Genomic DNA, 19,528 nt, shown 5'->3' on the forward strand with positions numbered 1-19,528 from the left:
TCCGGCAATTCTGGCACCTCGCCATATTTCACAGCACTTGAAACCCATTGGTTTATAGTTTACAAAAGAAAGGATGGATCATCTATGTCTGCAAAAAACAAACCTGGCAGCTCGATGCTGTGGGATGAGATTCTCAAAGCCATCGTGGATGCCATGCCGGAACAGCTTTTTCCGCTCTTTAAAGAACTCTACGGAAAAGAGTATCCAAGAGGGACACTAATCACCCTGCTGGCCACGGAATCTTCCACTTACCGGGAGCACCCGGATGCGCCGCCTGGTTCCCGACTGTCCGATATCGCGCTTTTGGTAAATGGCACGGACTATTATCATCTGGAATGTCAGATGCACAATGACCGGGATATGGTCATCCGCATGGTCGCTTATGATCTGCATTTTGCCATGCAGCACACCACCTCCGGGGAACAGAACCTGGACGGACTGGTCATGCGCTTTCCCCGCTCTGCCGTCATTTATCCGGAGAAGAACAACCGGATTCCGGATGTTCTGCGATGCCGCATTATTTTTCAGGACGGTAGCGAACACATTTACCAGATCCCCACTGTCAGGATCCAGTCCTATTCCCTGGATGAGATCCAGGAAAAGCACCTGAACCTTTTTCTACCCTACGTTCTGCTCCGGCTGCGTCCCCAATTAAATCCGGAAAGGAAGTTTCCTTTGACAAAAAATGAATTGACAGCCTTTGTTGACAAGGTTATGATAATACTAAAAGATGAAGTGGAACAAGGATATTTGACAGAACAGGAATATGACGATTATGTGAACCTGTTCCGCCGTGCCGCAGAAAACATATTTGAGAAGCATCCCGATTTTGGAAGAGAGGTGGATCGTATGACGAAACCAATGATTGAACTGCCCAGCGTCCTTCAAAAACGTCTGTACGCGGAGATTGACAGTTTGAATGCGAATAAAGAAGCATTGATTGCGGATAATGAGGCTCTCACTGCTGACAACGAGGCTCTCATCGCTGACAATGAGACACTCACTGCTGACAACGAGGCTCTCATCGCTGACAATGAGACGCTCACTGCTGACAACGAGGCTCTCACCGCTGACAATGAGACGCTCACTGCTGAACTTGCCCAGATGAAAAAGCTGTTAGCGCAATATCACATTCCAGTGCCGGTTTAATAGTTCTCTTTGCAGCATAGGTCATCTAATTTTGATAAAACACAACTGTCGGAAAACGCTGTCTGAACACACTATATCGAATATCCTTTCGGATTTCAGAGCGATATGTTGTGTACAGTCAGCATTTTCCGACAGCTTTTTAATACCATCGTATGCAGAAAAGCTGCCAATGGCAGATTTTCTGTATTCTAAAATTCAGCAAATATCCAGTTCCGGACCCGGTTCCGCTTTTTGTTCTGCATATCCTGCGGGTCTATATGCAGCCAAAGGGCGCAGCAGCGCTGCTTTACACTTTCTTCCACAGCATGGGTGCTTTTAAAATTCCTGTCTTTTTCAACTGATATTCATATGACCAGCTCTCTCCTGTTGTCCGCCATGCATTGGGGTCAAAATAAACTTCCTTCTCATCACAGTTATGGACTGCCCCAAAGGTGTTCACCCGGCTTCCAAAGCTTTTTATGCCGATCCGATGGATTCCCGGCCGACCAATCTCAAACGGAAGCGTGTAGGGGGCAGTAATGATATTTCCCGCTTTTTCTCCGTCAATCCTGACTTCCAGAAGGGGAGCCCTATATTTGGATACTTCCAGCAGATATTCCCCTGGTTCCAACTCTGCTTCCGCGGCATAAACCGCATTACCTCCATAGAACGGCATCCCCTGCTCCGTCAGGCTTCCCCAGCAGGGCGCGCCCCTCCTCTTCCTCAGCACGGTACGGCTTCCGTATACTCCAACCTGGAAATCTCCCAGCAGATAACAGCATTCCAGATTCACTTTTTCGGAAAAAGCGATCCGAAGCTCAAGTTCATGTCTCCCCCGCAAAAGCACAGGCAGTTTTACGGAAGATATGCAGGAATCCACGTAAAACCCGCTGTCTGTATCGGTATTGATCCGTTTTCCATCCAAAAAGAGTTCAGTTGCCTCCAATGCTTCCAGAGCAAGCGACACATGGTCGATCTCTGTCTCGCAGGACAGAATATACCGCAGGGCGACAGGATACGCTGCCGTTGGATTGGGCCTGGTCCAGGGCTGTGCAAGTGCTGCCCTCCGAAGCGGAAGATTTCTTTTTTCCCTCAGCTTATTGTCTATGCGAAGAATCTCCTCGGGGCCTTCGAAGTGCGGATTTTCATCCCCGAACCGATACATGGGCATATCCAGGAGCAATACATTCGGCTCCTCCAGTTGAATTTCCACAGGGTCCGCAAGCCGCTCCTGGCAGAGTGCATAACCGAAGTGTGCCTGTACGAACGCCTGCCGTAAATCCGGACTGGCGCATCCTGCTTCCGCTGTACAAATGGGTGCGGTGAGAAACAATTCACCGGACGATTCCTTAGAGGCACGGCCTGCTTCCGCTGCATGGAGCGCGGCAAAAGATGATTCGACAGCCGCTTTCTTAGAGACGCAGCCTTCCCGAAGAGGCTCCAGGTGCAGCAGAAGGCTGTCATGTCCGTAAAACCGGTGGTACAGCACGGTCTTATTATGTTCCACAGACGCCTGCTTCCTCTTCACGGTTCCCTCCATTGTATCCAGCTCCGTCACGTTCCAGGCGCCGTCCAGTTCAATTCTCACATCATCAGGCAATGCCAGATCCGGACTTTCTTCCTTTGTTCCGTTTGCCACAAACAGCCATCGTCTCTCCCCTTCCCGGCGCATCTGGTAGAGATATTTTTCCGCCCGCTCCCCATTCCAGTTCTTTTTATGGTTCGGTTTTTTCAAATGTTTGTCGCCGTCATACCGAATGTCCAGAAGCCGAAATTCTTCCAATTCTTTTAACAGTTTACTTTTAGCAAACTCAATCTGTATGCAGTTTTGTGCAAAAGTCCGGATATCGCCGCAGGCACACGCATCCATACAGGCAGGCGCCTTTCCCATAAATATAATCTTTTTCCCCCCATCCCGCATTTTTTTCAGAATGTCCAGCGTTGTGCGGCGCAATGTCAGGCATCCGGGCACCACCACCGCGTCGTACTCCATCCGTCCCACCTTCCCGTCGTTCCATTGTTGGGGCAGAAGGCTCTCCGCTATATAATCAAAATCCAGTTGATGAAACAAAAGCCACTCTGTCACATCCCGAAACCTTTGGTCTAACTCCTGCCGCTTCTGTCCTGTCTGCTGATTGGGCCCAAATAAGAGCCAGAAGGATTCGATTGGATGGATCACTCCGATCCTTACCACCGCATTTCCCCTGCGCATTGCAGTGTTCACCCTCGCAAAGTGGTTTTCAATGATCCTGTATTCCCAATACCAGGGAGACTGGAAACCAATCGCGGCCGGATAGTCCCGCTTCGCTTCGCCACCCATGCTCATCCAGCTTAAATGATGCACACGGTGGGTCACTCCCAACGCTGCCTGCCAGTCTCCCTGCAGTTTATGGCGCCGAAAGTCAAAGTCCCAGTTTGTCACCCCGTACAGCTCGCTTACCACCCCTTCCCTCCCATATTGCCGGCTGACGCTTTCCGCCTGCTTTGCCGTCGTATATTCCCGCGCGTCGCACAGCATGTCGATTCCCGGAAGGTGAAATCCCCGCAGGCTCCGCATCACTTCTCCCAATGCCTGTGTCTGGGACTGCAGGGACGGCTCTTCCATCATATGTCCTGCCAGGCGGATGCCGTGCCGTCCGCACCATGTTCCGATCTGGTCCGAATAAGCCTCTGCAAACCGTTCCGTCAGATGGTCGTGATACCAATACCTGTATTTTGAAACTGCCTCCCCGGGAAGTTCCCACAGCAGCTCCGGAATATGGTCCAGCAGATCTTCGCCATATGTGCTCTGATAGGTCTCTGCAAAATCCTCTGTATACGGAAGCATGACCTCTTCCATGGCCCCTGCATTTCCCAGGCATCCTTTCTTCCCGAACTGGGGCTCATCGGTAAAAATAGCAGGAATGGTTTTTCCAAACGCTTCCCCCACTGCCTGACGATACTTTTCATGGGTCACTTCCAGAAAATATCTGACAGCCTCCGGATTCAGCGTATCTACATAGGACTGGCCGTTAAACCAGGGGCTGTCGTGGGCTGTTTCCAGATATACATACCAGATCCCGGCATTCTTTTCTGCGGCAGACTCCTCACCGCATCTTTCATAGGAGCGCAGGGTCCCGTCCGGGTTCAGTTCCACTTTGTATGCAGCCAAAAACCGCCCGTTTCCCTGCGGGGAAGGGGACGCCATAGAGTCAGCATTTCTATACTCATATGTTTTTGTCCCCTTCCGGCAGGGTGTGATCAAAAGGTTTCTGTTCCTGTATTTTTGGTGCTTTGTCACCCTTCCCCCGCCATAACCCGAGGGCCAGCGGTCTTCGTCATACAGGCAGCAATAGAGGTCCTTTTCCCTGGCGATTTCTGCCGCCTTTTTCACACATTCCATATAAACAGGCCCCATATATTCCGTATCCAGTCCCACCCTTGTGTGGATATAAAAGCCGCCCATCCCCATTTCACGAAACTGCTCGATCTGCCAGTCCAGGCTTTCCTTGTCCAGCTTCGTATTCCACGACCAGAATGGGGTTCCCCTGTATTCTTTTCCCGGATTCTCAAATTCTTCCAGAAATCCCTGTGGCAAACTGTTCTCGTTCAAAAAAATCATCCTTCCTTTCCATTTACCGTGTCACAGGTACAATCGCTGATGCTGCCCATCCCGGCGCGCTCATCCCTTTACCGCCCCTGCCGTGATGGAGCGGACAAAGGTTTTCTGCGCAAACAGATAGATCACGACAAATACCATTGCGCTGACTGTCAATGCCGCAAACACCGGCGTATAGCCAATCGTCGCGATCTTATCCCGGATCACGGCGATCCCTACGGACAGGGTATATTTTGATGTATCGCTGATGGAAACCAGCGCCCACATATATTCATTCCAGGCATTCATACCGCCCAGGATCGCAAGCGTTACAAGCATCGGCTTCACAAGAGGCACCATGATGCTCCATAAGATCCGGTATGTACCGCATCCGTCCATTTTGGCAGATTCGATGATCTCATCCGGTATGTTATCCATATAATTTTTGATCAGGATCAGTCCCAGCGGCGCAAAGCCCTGATAATAGGGAAATACGATCGCCGCAAGCGTATTCTGGATGCCCAGATTCACAACCTGCAGGTACATGGGAAGCAGGATGATCGGGGTGGGGATCAGCATATTGATCAGGATCATATAGTAAAAGAATTTTTTAAACTTCATCTTCAGTTTCGAAAATGCGTAGCCCAGGCAGGTGATCAAAACCAGGTCCACCGCCAGCGTGGCAGAGGTATTTATGACCGTATTTTTCAGATAGGTCAGAAGGTTTGCCTCTTCAAATGCCTTGACATAGTTATCCAGATTGAGCGAGGATGGCAGGGACCAGATACTGCGCAGAAATTCGCTTTCTGTCTTAAAGGACTGCAGAATCACCCAGATCAGAGGATAGATGGAAATCATCGCCGCGATCAGCATGATTACAAATACTGCCGGCGAAATCTGGTTTTGCTCCCCGGACGGTTTCCGTCTATTCATCAGCCTACCCTTCATTTTTTCCACCTGCTTTCTTTACCAGCTGTAAGACCACCGTGATCCCGATCATCACTGCCATCATGAGGATCGACGCTGCCGTAGCCGGCCCGAATTTTTGTGATACAAATGCATTGGAGTACACATAGGAGGTCAGTACATCGGAGGCTCCGCCCGGCCCTCCCTGGGTCATCACCCATACCAGGTCAAACGCCCGGAGGTCATTGGTAACCGTCAGCACCGCCAGCGTGGCAAATGTGGGAACCATATGCGGAATGATGATATACTTAAGTCTCTGGAACCTGGAGGCCCCATCGATCTCCGCGGCTTCCAGATGGTCTTTCGGAAGCGTCATAATATTGGCATAGCAGATCAGCATGTTAAACGGAATCGTACGCCAGATCCAGGTGACGATGATCGCAGGCAGCGCCGTATGGATCTGTGAAAGCCAGGGCTGCGCCAGGTTTCCCAGCCCGATCAGCTCCAGAATCTGATTCAGCGGGCCGATCGTGGGATCATAAATGATTCTCCAGATACATCCGATCACCACCATGGAGATCAGATATGGGATAAACAGCGCTGTATTGAAAAACCGCTTCATCCGAATCCCCCGGAATAAAATATAGGAAAGGATAAATCCGATCGTAATTGAAAAGATCAGATCGCACCCGATCAGTTGAAATGTATTGCCGAATGCCCTGTAAAACTGGTCATCCTGGAGTACGGAAACATAATTTTTCATCCCCACATATCTGGTCAGTTCCCCGTATCCCTTATATTTATAAAGACTGATACGAAATGCATTCGCGAATGGTATGAACAGAAAAATAACCAGTATGACCAGGGTCGGAAGAATCAGTATGTAAGCCGGAATGCTTTCTTTCAGCTCCTGCATAAGACCTGCTTTTTTATTTTTATCCACGATATTCCCTCCTCGTGTTTTTTTCATTTTCAGAATCCGCTCTGAACCGGCCGCTTTTCTGCGGCCTGCGTGATACAAAGGGCTCGCTGCGCGCCTGCCCTTTGTATCTGTCTTTCAAAAAAGCGGTTATTCCTTATCTTCCAGGTATGAATTGTATGACTCCTGCAGGCTTTTCGTCACGTCTTCCAGTGCGATCTGTCCCAGCAGATAGTTGGGGATCAGGTTTTCTTTAAACTCCGTATTGATCTCCGTTGACACGGTCGTCGGCACGAAAATGTCCGGGCAGAAACCATTTTCCGCCGCTGCGCTGTATCCAGCCAGAATCCCGTCCAGCTCCGGACTGCGTTCTACATCATTGAGTCCGGAATTTGAATATTTCAGACCTTCGTCGGTTTCAAAATTGGTCCTGGATGTCAGGTATTTCAGCAGTCTGACCGCTGCTTCCGGGTGCTCTGTATCTGCGCTGACCGCGAAAATATTGCTCGCCCCGCCCAGAGATCTGGAAGGAAGCCCGTCTATTCCCGGAAGCGGAAATGTTCCAAGCTCCATCGTATCCGGCGCGTTATCCATGATATATTCCAGCTTATCCGGCGCGATCATTACCTGGGCAAGCTTCCCCTGAAGGAAGAGCTGCGCGGTCGTATCCAGATCTGACGTCATAAAGTTCTCCGGCAGATACCCCTTATCCCAGATCTCTTTATATGCTTCCAGCCCGGCTTTCACCGATTCCGTTTCAAAGGTCATCTCTCCGCTTTCAAAAGTCTTGCCTTCGTCTTCGATCTCTTTCCTGCAGAACTGATCCCAGAACAGTCTCGGCATCCAGTCAATGCATGTATTGGATTGTACGGACAGGGGAGCATATCCCGCTTTTTTGAGTTCCCCGCAGTTTGCCATAAATGCTTCCCAGGATTCTGGCTCAGACAGATCCAGCTTCTCATAAATTGCCTTGTCATACATCACGGCAACCGTGGTCATCGTAAACGGAACTCCGTAATCGTAAGAGTCCATCTCCCCGCATCCCGTATAGGCGATGTTCTGCAGGCTTTCCAGCAGGGACGGGATATAGGTATCCTTCCATGCAATGTCCCCTTCGTATGCCTGATCCGCCAGCGCATCGGAAATATCCATCAAAAGCCCTTCGCTGATCTGGTCGCAGTAATAACCGGATTGGGTCCAGAACACGTCCGGAACTTCATGGGAGGAGGCAAGCGCCGCAAATTTGGCTGAATAATTTCCGGAATCCATTTTACTTTTGAAAATACTGCTGATACAAAATTGGTCTACGGATACACCCCGGCAGACGAAGCCTGGTATCAGGAGGTCATCGACCGGCGCGGGAAATTGTATATCAGCGGAATTTCCTCCCACCCCGATATATTCCAGAGTCAAAAGCAGAGCTTCTTTCTGGCAAAAAACCTCTACGATATCTATACTTCCAAAAGTCTGGGGGTTTTAATGATCAACTGTGATCCCGGCATCTTTGACCTGGATGCGCTCAATACGATTCCGGATGTCACCTCCATTTCGATCATCAACCATGACAGAAATGAAACGCTCTACTGCACCGCCTCAGACGGCCGTATCCCTGCACCTGAGGAAGCCGGACAGCTTGCCGCCTACGCCGCGGAGCTTACGCATCCCTCACTTACCCTGTATACCTTTGTGGATCACAGCCGCCTGTACCGGGAATTCAGCGCTACAGGTATCCTGCTGATCCTGATCGCATTATTCTGTGTGGTCAGCGGTATCTTTCTGGCACTGTATTTTTCAAAATCTGTAACAGGCCCGATCGTCCATCTCAGCAGGAAAATGTCGCGGCAAAGCGAGGAAAACCTGAGTATATCTACGCGCTGCCTGAACCGTACGGATGAAATCGGTGTTTTGTACAATGAATATAATTCGATGATCGAAGAACTGAATACCGCCATAAAGACAAATTATCAGAGCAGGCTGATCTCACTCGACGCCCAGATGAAATCCCTGGAGGCAAGGATCAACTCCCACTTTCTTTTCAATACCCTGGAAGCGATCAACAGTATTGCCGTGATGGAAGGAAGCCGTTCTGTCTCCACCATGGCGATGTCCCTGGGCAATATGTTCCGCTATGCCATCAAGACGCCCAGCGAAATTGTTACGCTTCAGGATGAAATAAACCATGTGCTGGATTACATCTCGATCCAGTCTATCCGTTTTGACGGGCTTTTTCAATTTCGGCTGCGCGTTCCGGAAAGCATGAAAAGACTCAAAGTGCTGAAGCTGATCTTACAGCCGCTTGTAGAAAATGCTTTTTCACACGGACTGCAGAACTGCCAGTTCGGCCATCGGATCAGCATTCGGGGATTTTTGTATGATGCCTGTTTTTATATCTATGTTATGGATGACGGAAAAGGCATGAGCTCTGAACAACTGCGGGCATTGAATGATTCGCTCAGGGAAGAGCCCGCCTTTACGGAGCTGGGGCATCGAAGCAGCCAGAGCATCGGGTTAAAAAACATCAACACGCGCATTGAACTTTACTATGGGAAAGGATATGGCCTGTACGCAGAAAGCAAGCCGAACCGGGGAACACTCATCCGGATCAAGCTCCCCTGCCTGCATGAAAACAATGCGGCCGGTCCTTCTTCTTAAACCGGAGGTAACGCCTATGTATCCGTTTATTATTGTTGACGATGAACCCCTGATTCGCATGGGAACATTAAAAAAACTGGAAACGCTGAATGAAAAGATCCATTGTGTGGGAGAGGCAGGCAATGGAGAACAGGCATTGGAGCTGATTGAAAGATATCATCCTGCATTTGTAATACTGGATATGGAAATGCCGGTCATGGACGGAACCCGCCTCCTTCCTTTTCTGGCAGAACATTTTCCGGATATGCAGCTGATTGTGATCAGCGGATACAAGAGTTTTGACTATATTAAATATGCAATCTCTGCCAATGTGATCGACTATATCTTAAAGCCCTTTACAGAGGAGCAGATCCAGCAGACGGTGCTCCAGGCCCTCAGGCGTCTGGAAGCCTCCGAGTCCATCGACCAGAAGCTCCGTCTCAGTGAAGAGCAGAAGGAGATGGCTTATTATGAATATGACCTGCAGCTGATCCAGAACCTGATCCTGGGTTATGCCGTAACCGACACTGCCCTCAATTCTCAAAAGCTGGGCTTCCTGCGTCATTCCTCCCGCATTTATCTTGCCGCGGTGCGCTCTTCCATGCCGCTGGATGCCTTCCGCCTGCAGGAGCATGTGGCAGAGCTGGGCTTTTCGGAAATGGCCCTTTATCTGTCTCATCCGACGAATACGCTGCTCGGTTTTTTTGTGCTCTGTATTCCCAATGACGCAGATTTTACCCCCCAGTCGTTTTATCAGAAATTTGTGCAGGATTTTATCTCTCATCTGCAAAGCTATGGCTCTGTTTCTTATTGGGGGATCAGCAGTGCATGCCAGGCGCCGGAGCAGCTTCACGGCGCTTATGAAAAATGCCGGGCGGCTCTGAACACGATCCCGGCACTCCAGACCTCCTCTCAATACTATGTCTGGCATCCGGATACCAAAAACGAAATCCAGGAAATCCGTTGGAATAAAAAGGAAGAATTTTTGTTCCGCGTGGAGGCCGGGATGACAGATGCGGTATTCCAACTGCTCCAGGATCTGCAGGACTGCTGCCGGGCGATCCCTTCCCTTACACTGGCGGACGTCAAATACCATTATCACCAGCTGACCGAAGAATGCATGCTGATCCTGAAGCACTATGTCAGCCAGACCAATCCGTCGCAGAGCATGCACAATATCGTCAAAGAGATTTTTTCCCCGGAAGAGCTTCACAGCTATTACAGGCAGTTTTTCGGCAACCTGTCGGAGATGCTCAAACCGCAGAGCGTCTATGCTGTCCAGGATCCCATTGAGCAGATCCAGATCTACACCCGGAGGAACTATCCGAAAAATCTGACCGTAGAATTTCTTGCCTCGCTGTTTTATATGAACAGCAGCTATTTAAGTCACCTGTTCCGCAAGCGTACCGGGGTAAAGTACGTCTCCTACTTAAATTCGATCCGCATTGAGCAGGCAAAAAAACTTCTGGAAACTACGGACCGTAAGTTGTACCAGATCGCCAAGGCGGTTGGATATGAAAATAATAAATACTTTTTCCGTGTGTTTAAGAAACTGGAAGGAATCACACCGGAACAATATCGGAAAATGCAGTAAGTCCGATAACATCCCGGAAGCCAAGGGGGCTCAGAACCCTTCCGCCCTCCGCTGTTTCCGCAGCTGATACCTTTTTTCCCCTCCAAGCCATTCTGCCTGCTCTGCCTCGGATTCCAGGATGAGGCCCGGCACCTGGGTCGGATTTCCCTCTTCGTCCACCGCCACCATGACGATGTAAGCCCGGTTGATGCTCCTGCGGTTTCCCTGATAGTCCTCCACGCAGGTATCCACCCGTACCTCCATGGAGGTACGGCCTACATAGGTCAGCTTCCCGACCAGGACAACCATGTCGTTCTGATAGGCGCCGGCCTGAAAATTCAGGTTGTCAATGGACGCGGTGGTGATCATTTTTCCGCAGTGGCGCCGGCTCACGATCCCGGCCATCTCATCGATCCACTGCATCAGGTAGCCGCCGAACAGCCTGCCCTGGGGATTGATGTGCTGGGAGCGTATGATGTAGACCTGTTCCGTCTCTGAATCGCGGACGCGCTTCTGTGCGGCTGTATGGCTGGTGGATGGATTTTCATAGTGATGTTCCATAATCTCGAGTCCTTTCTAAACGAATGAATAATAGATATAGTATATACTAAAAAGGGGGAATACAAAAGGAATACCCGAGAGCATTTTTATTTTTTTATTTTTTCTCTAATGAAATTTTTCAGCTGTTTCAAGGATATATATAATAGAATGGTCTTTATCCCAGGTAGATGTGCTGCGTGCAGAAAATCTCCTCAAGGAGAGAAAAAAACAAAGTCTCAGAGAAAAACAACATCCCCAAAGGAGAACCTGATATGTTCCCGAAAGAAAAATTTGCTGAAATATCAGAAAAATATATGGATACCATTTTTCGGATTGCGTTCCATTATGTGAAAAATCAGTCTGAGGCAGATGATATCACCCAAGAAGTACTGCTAAAGCTGTACAATACACAGAAATGCTTTGAAAACGAGGAGCACATCCGCAACTGGCTGATCCGTGTTACGATCAACTGCTGCAAGAAGGTATTTTTATCTCCATGGAGAACACATGAACCACTGGAAACCTATAAGGACAGACTGTCCTTTTCCACTCCGGAGCATGGTGACCTGTTCTATATGATCATGGATCTGCCGCGAAAATACCGGGTCGCAATTTATCTCTACTATTATGAAGAATACAGCACTGAGGAAATTGCACAGCTTCTGCACATTCCCAAGGCAACCGTGGCCACGCACCTTTACCGCGGAAGGGAACTGCTCAGAAAAAAAATTAACGGAGGTGAATGAGCATGTTTGATAAAAAAATGTATATAGAAACTATTTCAGCCCTTCATGCGGCCGATAATACGCTGAACCAGATCTATCAGACCGCGGCGCAAAAAAGATCCCCAAATCCGAGTAGAATCCGCCATGCCTTAATTCTTGCCGCCATGCTTGTACTAATGGCTTCTTCAGCGGTTCTGGCTGCTGGCGGCCGGATCATGGGCGGATGGCGGCACAGTGCCTCAGTCAGGGATATAGAGGATATGGGGCATGTATATCCGAAACAAATAGGCGAATACCGTCTTTTGGATGCATCCCCTACGAGTATTCATGTTGCACCTGAAGACTCGGGCTGGCTTACCGCCTGGATGAAACCGGATTATACCTGGATGAGCCTGGACTATGAAAGAAGCAACGGGCAGCTTCTTTCGCTCAGCTTTGGAAAAACAGACGACCCGCTCTGGGCTTACTGTTTTGATTATGATGAGGCATCGGGCGGATGGCTTGGAGCAGCAAAAGCCCATAAGACAGATGATACAACACTGGATACAAAAGTTCTCGAAAACGATTCGCTCCCCACGAATGTTACAAAAACCATCTACAAAGGCTGTACCATTTATTTGGCAGACCGGATCATGAATACTTCTTCCGACAGTGCTCCGGCTCAAGGGAATGCCAACGGAACGCTGGCCGAAGCCCACTGGGTGGATTCGGAGATTGGTGTCTGCTTCGCCATTACTGGCGGATTCTCCTCCAACAAGACAGGGGCGACGCAAAAGGAACTTCTGGCCTGCGCCAAGTCGGTCATTGATCATAACCGTTAGACACCGCAGTCTGTTTCTTGATCTTCTGCCCCAATCTGCAGTACAGGCTGCATACACCATGCACCCTGTACTGTAGGTATACTGCGTTTCCTCTATAATTTCAAATTCCAAACCGGGCGGTTTATTTTACGGTAATCAGCTCATATTCCTTTGTACCGAGGCCGATCTTCTCCGCATGGGCGAGGCAGGTCTTATACTCGGAATTTGGCGTCGTGTTTTCAAAGTGGTCGTGGTGGTCGTGGAAGTCATGGCCGGCCATCTGCTCTGTCAGTTGGGAGTTGGGCAGCGGCGTCTGGCGCAGGCAGGCATCCACACATGCCTGATCCAGGGCCAGCGGGTCAAAGGACGCGAACATTCCGATATCCGGAAGGATCGGGGCGTCATTTCCCGAATGACAGTCGCAGTTCGGAGAGATATCGCATACCAGGGAAATGTGGAAATTGTCCCTGCCTGCGACCACGGCTTTTGTATATTCCGCCATACGGCAGTTCAGCTCTTTGACCGCCGCATCCTGCCCGAAATGGATGGCGTCAAAATCGCAGGCCCCAATACAGCGCCCGCAGCCGACGCAGTGTGCTTCATTGATCGTCATCACTTTTCGTCCTTCGTCAAAGGCCAGGCCGTCGTTTGCGCATTCCCGCATACAGAGCCTGCATCCCCGGCAGTTCTCCGGGTCGATGACCGGTTTTCCGTTGTGATGCTGGTCTTTCTTGCCGGCCCTGGAGCCGCAGCCCATGCCGATATTCTTGATCGTCCCTCCGAACCCGGTGAGCTCATGGCCCTTGAAATGGGTCAGCGAGATAAATATATCCGCATCCATGACCGCGCGCCCGATCTTCGCTTCCTGAATATATTCGCCGCCTTCCACCGGAACCGCAATGTCGTCCGTACCTTTGAGCCCGTCGCCGATGATCACCGGACATCCTACCGTCATGGGAGTGAAGCCATTTTCCCAGGCACAGTACAGATGCTCGATGGCATTTTTCCTGCTGCCCGGATACAGGGTATTGCAGTCGGTCAAAAACGGCTTTCCGCCGCATTCCTTTACCAGATCCGCCACAGCCTTGGCATAATTGGGCCTGAGATAGCTCATATTTCCCAGCTCGCCGAAATGCATCTTGATTGCTACAAATTTTCCTTCCATATCGATCTTGTCCATCCCTGCCGTCTTCAAAAGACGCTGCAGCTTTTTCACCGGGCTTTCGTCCATCTCACAACGAAAATCTGTAAAATATACCTTTGCTTTTTTGATATCGCTCATGATTTTTCTCCTCTCTTATCACAGGATCTGCTCCGCGGCATCCATCTTCTTCATGCTATGTATCTTTTCCGATCCTGCCATTTCTACCAGTTTACCACATCTGCGAAGGAGTTGCCATAGTATATTTTTCATAGAAATTTTTCTAGCTGTGCGGTTGCAATCCGACAGGTCGTTTGCATGCAATTCATTGCAATGAAAATGACCTGTCGGATTAGCAGCCCATTTATTCATGAGCAAAATGTGGCTGCGTCAGCAGACACAAGAGTGCGTCAGCACGGATTTTGAGAATGGATGAATGGGTTGGATACTCTTAAAGTATCCAACCGCATAGCTGGAAATTTGGTCTAAAGCATGCTATAATGACTGCAATTCACGGCTGCGAATCGGAACGCTGCAATTTGAATCTGGTTTATCGTAACTGCCGGGATTTTTTATGGGATTTGCGCTGTGATTTTTTGAAAACAGAACATGTTCAAGAATGATATGAAAAAGGAGTAGGAGACATGATCAATCCATTAACAATGAAGCGCGGGAAAAGCCGGGCCATCAATGCGGAAAATCTGACGGGTGAAAAGGGGAAGGGCGGGATGGCGTCGAGCCATCTGGGACAGTCGAGAAAGGGAAGCCCCTGCCTGACCGATATCGCGCCGGGCGAAGAGGTGGTGCTTGCGGACATCCAGGGTGCGGGCGTTATCTCCCATATCTGGATAACCGTAGACTATAAGACGTCGGATGCAGAGTGTTTCGTTTTGCGGAACCTGATCCTGAAATTTTTCTGGGACGGGGAAACAGAGCCTTCGGCAGAAGTCCCGCTGGGTGATTTTTTCTGCTGCGGCTTCGGCAGGGAATGTCTCGTCAATTCGGCCTGCATTACGGTTGCGCCTATGCGCGGGCTGAACAGTTATTTCCAGATGCCTTTCGGGCGAGGCGCCAAGGTCGTGCTGGTCAATGACCATCCGGAAACGCTGCCTGTATTTTTCTATCAGATTGATTATATTCTCTATGACGAACTCCCTGCAGATACGGAATATTTTCACGCCCAATGGAGGCGTCAGGCGGTCACGGAAAAGGGAACGGACTATGTGATTCTGGACGGGGTGCAGGGCCGCGGCCGGTATGTGGGAACCTACATCGCCCTGTCTACCCTGGAGCGGTACTGGTGGGGCGAAGGCGAAGTGAAGTTCTACATCGACGGGGACCGGACATTCCCTACGATCTGCGGAACGGGAATGGAAGATTATTTCGGAGGCTCCTGGAGTTTTGCCGGATATCCTGACGGAAACATGCAGGAGCAGTGTTATTCCACGCCTTACCTGGGATATCCTTTTTATTCCCGGCATGATACCAATCTGACCCACCCCTATCACAACGACGACTGTCCGCCCATGCGGGGCTTCTACCGGTGGCATATGTGTGATCCCATCTTTTTTGAGGAGGATCTGAAAGTGACGGTGCAGCAGATCGGGGTCTCCCACCGGGGGCTGTTCGAACGGCAGGACGACCTGTCCAGCGTGGCCTACTGGTATCAGGCGGAACCGCACCGGACATTTCCGGCGCTGCCTGGGCGGGAAGATCGGAGGCCCAGGTAAGACTGCCGGGGCAGGCACAAGCCGCCGGGATATGTGCTTCCGGCAGCGAACCGCATGCAGATATATTTCCCAGAACGAAGGGGCTTGCCCGCCAAACCTGCGGCTGCCCTCTTACTCCACCCGGATCGCATTGGGATAGATCCGCTCCACCCTCTCGTCCGGGAAATGGGCATCGGTCCATGTCTGCCAGTCGGAAGCTGCCGCCATGCCTTCCTGGCGCTCTCCGTACCGCGCCAGGGCCATGCAGGACACGGTGATATTGCAGCACATGAACAGGATCAGCGCCCAGGTGGAGACTTTTCCGAGGATCACCGGCAGCTTTTCGATCATCCGGGAAATGAACGGGTAGCAGCATTTGAACCAGACCACCGCTGCGATTCCCCAGAAGAAACAGTAGAGCAGGTTGATCCTTCCGCCCAGGTTGAAGGGAATTTCGCTGTAGTCCCAGAACACCGTGCCGAATACCATTTCCGTAAAGACGCTGCAGAAATATTCATAGGCCCCTCCCAGAAATGTCCCCGCCAGAAATAAAAATCCTTCCGACCGGTTCCGGTATTTATAGAGCATGGCGGTCACCAGCGCGATGGCCAGCCCCCAGACGATGCTGAACGGGCCCCAGACCACGCTGCTGCGGCTCATCCAGACTCCCGCCGTGATCCGGCAGAAGATGGTTTCCGTGATATCTCCGAGAAATGCCCCTGCAAAGAAGAGCCATACGACCTTGTAAAAACCACAGCCTTCCGCAAAGGTCCCGAACAGCTCTTCCATTTCCAACTGCTCTACTACCTGATAGGCATTGTGGATTCGTTTTTCCACCTGTGTGGAGATCCATTTTCCAAGCCTTGCGGAAACCTGTTCAAACCGGTTGTCCGCAGCCTCCCAGCGGTCCAGGTATCCGCTTTTTCCTGTCAGCAATATATAGGTGGCCAGGGCATCCACAAGCAAAGCGGCCAGCAATATCCACACAATGGCCTTTCGGAGCAGATCTGGCACAATCCCGTACAGCTTCACCAGAAGCGGATTTCCCCATTTGATGCAGACAAATCCAAGGACGCCCCAGAGCAGGGACATGGAAAGACAGATGTATCCGTCCAGGTTCCAGCGGATTTTGGAATAATCCCACCATCTCTCGCGGTAATATTTTTCGATCAGATGTCCTGCGATCCATTCCAGCGACGCCGCATAGATCGCGCTTCCCAAAAACAGCCAGAGGCCCGTCACTTCATGCAGGCCGACGCTCATGAGGGCGGCTGCCGTTCCGTATATGATACAGAACGGCCCGTTGATCATCCCCCTGTTTACAAATTTTTTTTGCTTTACTGCCGCAGCGGCAGTTTCCAGAACCCATCCGAGAAATGAGTACGCCAGAAACAGCCAGAGCAGTTCGTATCCTGTGTACTGCATCTTACTTCCCCTTTATACAATTGCTTTCAGCCAGTCAGCGGTTCCTGCCTCCTGGAAGGAGCGGATCACCGGAAATGCCAGCCCCTGCGCGGGTTCTTTTCCCTGGCTGTACCAGATTCCGTGCAGGCCGGCGTCGATAGAGCCCTGCACGTCTTTTTTCAGGTTGTCTCCTATAAATGCGCATTCCCCTGCCGGGCATCCGGCTTTTTCCACACAGAGCCCGAAAAACTTCGAATCCGGCTTTTCCACCCCCGCCTCCTCGCTGGTCACGACCATGTCCACATAAGGCGAAAGCCCCAGTTCTTCCAATTTCCGATACTGGATATAGGCCGTCATATCCGTGCCGACGCCGATCCTGATGCCGCTCTCATGCAGAGACCGAAACAGCTCCGCCGCGCCGGGATATGGCTCCATCCGTTCCAGCACCGTGTCCCAATATGTACAGGCCAGTGTTTTGACATGGGGAAACAGGGGCTGACCTAATAATTCCATCATGCATTGAAAACGGAGCATCCTGTTGTGGATCGCGGCCGTGTCCGACCCCACCCGCTGCTCTGCCATATGCCACGCCTTCCGGTAGCATTTCTGAAAATGCGGCTCCTCCAGGCCGAAGGAACGTGCGCAGTAGTCCTGCACCGCCTCCATTCCGTATCGGTTTGCCCTGTCAAAATCATAGAGCGTGTTGTCAATGTCAAATATCACTGCTTTTATCATATCTGCCTGTCCTTTCTTTTTTTGTACGCCGCAGCGCACGGTACGGCGCGGTCTGCAGATTAGTCCATGGTCTGCAGACTGATGCCTGATCTCTTAATTGGTTTTTATTCCAATCTTGGGGGAGTGATTGGAAATGGAATTGTGAGTTTGGTTTTGGTTTTTTGATATAGGGGTATTATAACATATGTGGGGGAGTTTGGATAGGATGATCGTTGGGGGATTGTAGATGGGGGAATTGGCAGTGGTGTAAACAGTCTGTTTTCCTCAGCAGATACTCTGCAAACACGATGCTGATGTAGGTATCCGCCACATATTCACATACCCGCCAAATATATCGCCAAAATTGCCTACAGACATTATATTTCCTGTATTTTTATACAAATATCAATAATCTGGAAAAGGTATGTCTAAAATTATCCGTTAGTTTGGCATATTAAATGAATTTTTTAATGAACTGGATACAGAAAGAGACAGCGTTTATGGCATAGGCTAAAGAACAGGCAAGACCTGTAAAAAATAATCTTCACGTTTTCATATGTCCAAATTCCAATATATCCGCAATCCTTTCACAAGCCTGGCCATCACCATATGGATTCGATGCATGAGCCATCGCATTATAGGCTGCATGTTCATTCAGCAGTTCTGTAAATGAAGAATAAATTACCTCCTCATCTGTACCAACAAGTTTTAATGTTCCAGCTTCTATTCCTTCTGGTCTTTCTGTTGTATCACGCATGACAAGAACCGGCTTCCCAAGGGACGGAGCTTCTTCCTGGATACCGCCGGAATCCGTTATAATCAGATAGGACCGACTAAGGAAATTGTGAAAATCAAGAACATCCAGAGGTTCGATCAAGCGAATCCTGTCAGTACAGCCGAAAATTTCTTCAGCTATTGCCCTTACTACAGGGTTCATATGAATTGGATAAATTGCCTTCACATCGTCATGTTCATCCAACACGCGCTTAATAGCTTTGAACATGTGATACATGGGTTCCCCCAGGTTCTCCCGTCGATGGGCTGTAATAAGAATAAGGCGGCTGCCTTGAGCCCAGGTCAAGTCTGGATGTATATAGTCAGCTCGCACCGTTGTTTTGAGAGCGTCAATTGCCGTGTTACCTGTGACAAAAATGGACTCCGGCTTCTTTCCTTCTCGGATGAGATTCGCTTTTGATATCTCTGTTGGGGCAAAATTGAATGAAGAAATGATTCCTACTGCTTCTCTATTAAATTCTTCTGGGTAAGGACTATAGATATTATAGGTTCTAAGACCTGCCTCCACATGGCCAACAGGAATCTGCTGATAGAAAGCCGCAAGTGCGGCGGCAAATGTGGTAGATGTATCGCCATGTACGAGAACGATATCTGGACGAACGATTTCTAGAACTTCCTTCATACCATTCAGGACAGAAGTTGTGATGTCATAAAGTGTCTGTTTATCTTTCATGATTGAAAGATCATAGTCAGGGACAATTCCGAAAGTTTCCAGAACTTGGTCTAGCATGGTTCTGTGCTGACCTGTAACAGCTACAATTGTGCGGAATGCCTGCCGTGATTGGAGCTGTTTTACGAGAGGGCACATTTTAATAGCCTCAGGTCGAGTACCGAAAACGAGTAGGATCGTTTTTTCTTTCATGGATTTAATGGTCATCTTTTTCACTCCTTATCTTGAGACTGTAAATTCAACTGCATATTGCCGAAAAATAGTATATATAATTTTACATACTTACATTTCCGAAA

At 49.8% G+C, this 19,528-nt stretch carries 15 protein-coding genes; 6 read left to right on the forward strand and 9 right to left on the reverse strand.

Features of this window, described 5'->3' with window-relative positions; all coding sequences use genetic code 11:
- Positions 1-84 precede the first annotated feature (84 nt).
- Positions 85-1,149, forward strand: a complete 1,065-nt coding sequence (locus EBB54_RS15070; protein ID WP_125128032.1) for a hypothetical protein — start codon at positions 85-87, stop codon at positions 1,147-1,149.
- 286 nt (positions 1,150-1,435) lie between these two features.
- Here EBB54_RS15070 and EBB54_RS15075 read toward each other — a convergent pair whose 3' ends face one another.
- The 4 genes from EBB54_RS15075 to EBB54_RS15090 form a co-directional block, all read right to left on the reverse strand.
- Complete coding sequence (locus EBB54_RS15075; RefSeq protein WP_162307154.1) at positions 1,436-4,720, reverse strand: glycosyl hydrolase family 2 protein; 3,285 nt, start codon at positions 4,718-4,720, stop codon at positions 1,436-1,438.
- Positions 4,721-4,789: 69 nt separating this feature from the next.
- Positions 4,790-5,638 carry a carbohydrate ABC transporter permease gene (locus EBB54_RS15080; RefSeq protein ID WP_125128034.1) on the reverse strand — a complete coding sequence of 283 codons (849 nt, stop codon included), beginning with the start codon at positions 5,636-5,638 and terminating at the stop codon, positions 4,790-4,792.
- 4 nt (positions 5,639-5,642) lie between these two features.
- Entirely contained in the window at positions 5,643-6,554 is a 912-nt protein-coding gene (locus tag EBB54_RS15085; protein WP_243127681.1) for a carbohydrate ABC transporter permease, read from the reverse strand.
- A gap of 126 nt (positions 6,555-6,680) precedes the next feature.
- Positions 6,681-7,799 carry an ABC transporter substrate-binding protein gene (locus EBB54_RS15090; RefSeq protein ID WP_148099366.1) on the reverse strand — a complete coding sequence of 373 codons (1,119 nt, stop codon included), beginning with the start codon at positions 7,797-7,799 and terminating at the stop codon, positions 6,681-6,683.
- A gap of 30 nt (positions 7,800-7,829) precedes the next feature.
- Between EBB54_RS15090 and EBB54_RS15095 the strand changes: the two genes are divergently transcribed.
- Both EBB54_RS15095 and EBB54_RS15100 read left to right on the forward strand, forming a co-directional pair.
- Positions 7,830-9,182: a sensor histidine kinase gene (locus EBB54_RS15095; protein ID WP_148099367.1), complete on the forward strand. Its 1,353-nt coding sequence runs from the start codon at positions 7,830-7,832 to the stop codon at positions 9,180-9,182.
- A 16-nt stretch (positions 9,183-9,198) separates the two neighbouring features.
- The gene (locus EBB54_RS15100) at positions 9,199-10,755 is read left to right on the forward strand and encodes a response regulator transcription factor (protein WP_162307155.1); all 1,557 of its coding nucleotides are present in this window, start codon (positions 9,199-9,201) and stop codon (positions 10,753-10,755) included.
- A gap of 30 nt (positions 10,756-10,785) precedes the next feature.
- Here EBB54_RS15100 and EBB54_RS15105 read toward each other — a convergent pair whose 3' ends face one another.
- Positions 10,786-11,295, reverse strand: coding sequence for an acyl-CoA thioesterase (locus EBB54_RS15105; RefSeq protein WP_125128038.1), 510 nt, complete (start codon positions 11,293-11,295; stop codon positions 10,786-10,788).
- Between the two features lie 251 nt (positions 11,296-11,546).
- On the opposite strand from EBB54_RS15105, the gene EBB54_RS15110 reads away from it, so the two are divergent.
- The gene (locus EBB54_RS15110; RefSeq protein WP_125128039.1) at positions 11,547-12,020 is read left to right on the forward strand and encodes an RNA polymerase sigma factor; all 474 of its coding nucleotides are present in this window, start codon (positions 11,547-11,549) and stop codon (positions 12,018-12,020) included.
- Positions 12,021-12,022: 2 nt separating this feature from the next.
- Positions 12,023-12,820: a hypothetical protein gene (locus EBB54_RS15115; protein ID WP_125128040.1), complete on the forward strand. Its 798-nt coding sequence runs from the start codon at positions 12,023-12,025 to the stop codon at positions 12,818-12,820.
- 121 nt (positions 12,821-12,941) lie between these two features.
- Here EBB54_RS15115 and EBB54_RS15120 read toward each other — a convergent pair whose 3' ends face one another.
- Positions 12,942-14,081: a DUF362 domain-containing protein gene (locus tag EBB54_RS15120; RefSeq protein WP_193554362.1), complete on the reverse strand. Its 1,140-nt coding sequence runs from the start codon at positions 14,079-14,081 to the stop codon at positions 12,942-12,944.
- Positions 14,082-14,584: 503 nt separating this feature from the next.
- Here EBB54_RS15120 and EBB54_RS15125 point away from each other — a divergent pair.
- Complete coding sequence (locus EBB54_RS15125) at positions 14,585-15,670, forward strand: glycoside hydrolase family 172 protein (protein ID WP_125128041.1); 1,086 nt, start codon at positions 14,585-14,587, stop codon at positions 15,668-15,670.
- Between the two features lie 111 nt (positions 15,671-15,781).
- Here the strand turns inward: EBB54_RS15125 and EBB54_RS15130 are convergent, their stop codons facing one another.
- The 3 genes from EBB54_RS15130 to wecB all read right to left on the reverse strand — a co-directional run bounded on the left by EBB54_RS15130 (position 15,782) and on the right by wecB (position 19,424).
- Complete coding sequence (locus tag EBB54_RS15130; RefSeq protein ID WP_125128042.1) at positions 15,782-17,074, reverse strand: putative ABC transporter permease; 1,293 nt, start codon at positions 17,072-17,074, stop codon at positions 15,782-15,784.
- Positions 17,075-17,086: 12 nt separating this feature from the next.
- The gene (locus EBB54_RS15135) at positions 17,087-17,788 is read right to left on the reverse strand and encodes an HAD family hydrolase (protein ID WP_125128043.1); all 702 of its coding nucleotides are present in this window, start codon (positions 17,786-17,788) and stop codon (positions 17,087-17,089) included.
- A gap of 523 nt (positions 17,789-18,311) precedes the next feature.
- The gene (wecB, locus tag EBB54_RS15140; RefSeq protein WP_125130829.1) at positions 18,312-19,424 is read right to left on the reverse strand and encodes a non-hydrolyzing UDP-N-acetylglucosamine 2-epimerase; all 1,113 of its coding nucleotides are present in this window, start codon (positions 19,422-19,424) and stop codon (positions 18,312-18,314) included.
- Positions 19,425-19,528: the final 104 nt, after the last annotated feature.

Source organism: Schaedlerella arabinosiphila (assembly GCF_003885045.1).
GTDB lineage: Bacteria > Bacillota > Clostridia > Lachnospirales > Lachnospiraceae > Schaedlerella > Schaedlerella arabinosiphila.